The organism is Microvirga sp. P4_G7, assembly GCF_056401005.1.
Genome location: NZ_JBFUKD010000522.1, coordinates 1 through 2,728, shown reverse-complemented (window position 1 = coordinate 2,728; position 2,728 = coordinate 1). Strand labels below are relative to the sequence as shown.

Genomic DNA, 2,728 nt, shown 5'->3' with positions numbered 1-2,728 from the left:
TCTGCAGCCAGTGCAACATCATGATCGACAAGAGATGGCCGACATGCAGCGACGGGCCGGTGCAATCGTATCCGACATAGGTCGTGAGACGCCTCTCCAGCGCAGCGGCGTCCAAACCCTCGAAATCCGAAGTCTGATGGATGAACCCGCGCTCCGTGAGCACCTTGAGGAAATCGGATTTTGGCGCGGTCATAGCGGCTCTCTTGTCGCAATGGATCTGTTCTAATACGGCGCCGTGTATCAGTTCCGACCGACAAATTCACGAGATTTCGTCAGCGGGCGCACAGCCATACTCGCCTCGCCGGGCCAACGGCGCACCCTGTCCGCGACCGTTGACCAACGAACCGGAGCAGTTGACGGAGAAGGGTTAATGTGATGTTGTAACATCGCTGAGTCCATAAGGAACATGATCATGTGCCTTTCCTGCGTCGGTCGGGTCGGAACGACATCTTGGGCAAGCTTCGGACACGATCTCAGGGAGGGCGCCTCATCGCTTGGATGGGGAGCAGACGGGACACCTCTTCAACGGGAGGCCGGCACATGGGAAATAGAGCCCGCGTCCATGGCCGCAGCAGCTCCGTGGGACAGCGTTGTCGACTGGGTCGCAGACCGCGTCGACGATGCGCGAGACTGGATCTCCAACAATGTGTCGGGATCGCCGATTGGGCTTTTTTCGACACTCGCCAGCATTGCGCCATATTCGGTTCCCGGCGTTCGTTTCAATATTCCCAACACACCGGATCGGGACGTGCTCGCGGTGCTGTCCGGCTCGCAGTGGAACAAGTCGAATCTAACTTACGCATTTCCCGATTCCCGATCGGACTATCAATGGATCAACCCAAGCGCCTCGGGCTTTAGGGGCTTGACGTTCGACACCGAACAAGCGGTGAGACAAATCCTGGAAGGTTACACCCCTTACAGCGGGGGCCAGGCGATCAAGATGACGTCGGTGGAGGGGTTCACAAACCTCAATCTGCAATACGCGGGACGTGGTGGCGGCGATTTGCAGATCAGCGGTTTCAATCCGGGCAGCACCATCAATCGAAGCCACGGATACTACCCCGGCCTTGCGATTTACAACGGCGACGCGTGGCTCGTGCAGGAAAGCGGCGCGCCAGGTAAGTACAGCTACTACGTGACCATGCATGAACTGGGCCACGTGCTTGGATTGAAGCATCCGCACGATTCGGGCGGCAATCTGCCGACGATGAGTGCGGCGCACGACTCGCCCGAATATACCGTGATGTCCTACGGCGGGTTCGGCGATCGTCCTTACACCTACATGCAATACGACATTGCTGCGTTGCAGGCGCTCTATGGAGCAGACTTTACGACGAACGGCGGCAATACCGTCTATCGTTGGTCGTCCGAAACGGGCGAGTCCTTCATCAACGGCATCGGTCAAGGGACGCCCGCGCGAAACTATATCTTCGCCACCGTATGGGACGGCGGTGGCACGGACACGTTCGACCTCACGAATTACGGTTCGAACGCGACCATCGACCTCTCGCCGGGTGGGGCGGTCCGGTTCTCCGACGCACAGCTCGCGAAGAAGAGCTCAAGCGTCTACGCACACGGGAATATCTATAATGCATTTCAATTCGACGGGGACGCGCGCTCCCTGATCGAGAATGCATGGGCCGGTTCGGGTAACGACAAGATCGTCGGAAACGCGGCGGCCAACACCCTGAAGGGTAACGGCGGAAATGACACGGTGACAGGCGGTCTCGGCCGCGACAGCCTCTATGGAGGTGACGGCAACGATTCCCTCGATGGGGGACGAAATGAGGACCATCTCGACGGAGGCGACGGAAACGACGTCATCGACGGGGCGCAGGACAATGACACTGCAGACGGCGGGTTTGGAAACGACTCCGTCTACGGTGGCGACGGCAACGACGTGATTTACGGTTCCGGCGGGCATGATCTCCTGTTTGGCCAAAATGGGAATGACGTGCTCCAAGGTGGCGACGGCAACGACTATCTCAATGGTTCCGCTGGAACGGATCAGCTCTACGGCGGTGCCGGCAATGATTTCTTCATCGGCGACGGCGTCGCGACGCGCTTGAGCGGTGGCGCGGATCGAGACACGTTTTGGATCGCGCCCGCGTCACGGCAATGCACCATCGTCGACTTCACATCCGATGAGCAGATTCAATTTCTCTCGAGCCTGTTCAGCAGTTTCTCGGCGGTGCAGGCCGTCGCCTACCAGTCCGGGGCCGACGTGGTGATCGAACGGGGTAGCTTCAGTCTCATCATCCAGAACTATTCGCGGTCCAACCTCGCCGCGGACGACTTCGTGTTCGTCTGATCCTCTGGGCTCGGGAAAAGCTCGCGTTTTGCTGGGGGGCCCGGACCCGCATCGACCATTTGCTTCTCGGGACCCCGCAGAGCCGCTGAGAAGCAGCGACGTTTCACAGAGATGTGAGAGGAAATCGCCCGCCTGAGCGGTGTGGGGCCTACTTGGGAAGGGGTCTCGTCGGTCGCGGCCTATCCATTGCCACGGTGCGCATCGTCGTCTCCGGACGTACCGTTCGGCCGGCGATGGAAGGGACATCCTATGTGCACCGCGTGYGCTCTGCAGGGACGACAGCCGATCTGGGCCGCCTTCGACCACGATATCAAGGACAGCTGGCGCGCCTTTTTCTCGTCGCTTGATATGACGGCCATGATGGCAACCGATTTCATGCGCGCTTCACAGTACCAAACGAAGGCGTCTCCCGATCTG

At 59.4% G+C, this 2,728-nt stretch carries 1 protein-coding gene and 1 pseudogene; one reads left to right on the top strand and one right to left on the bottom strand.

Translation table 11 applies throughout. The features are described 5' to 3' along the window. Window positions 1-193 (bottom strand): annotated as a pseudogene (locus AC1DT3_RS17350) (tyrosine--tRNA ligase); the annotation flags it as partial. Window positions 194-562: 369 nt separating this feature from the next. Here AC1DT3_RS17350 and AC1DT3_RS17345 point away from each other — a divergent pair. Beyond that, on the top strand, window positions 563-2,311 hold the full coding sequence (locus AC1DT3_RS17345; protein WP_477466482.1) for a M10 family metallopeptidase C-terminal domain-containing protein: 1,749 nt from the start codon (window positions 563-565) through the stop codon (window positions 2,309-2,311). Window positions 2,312-2,728 lie beyond the last annotated feature (417 nt).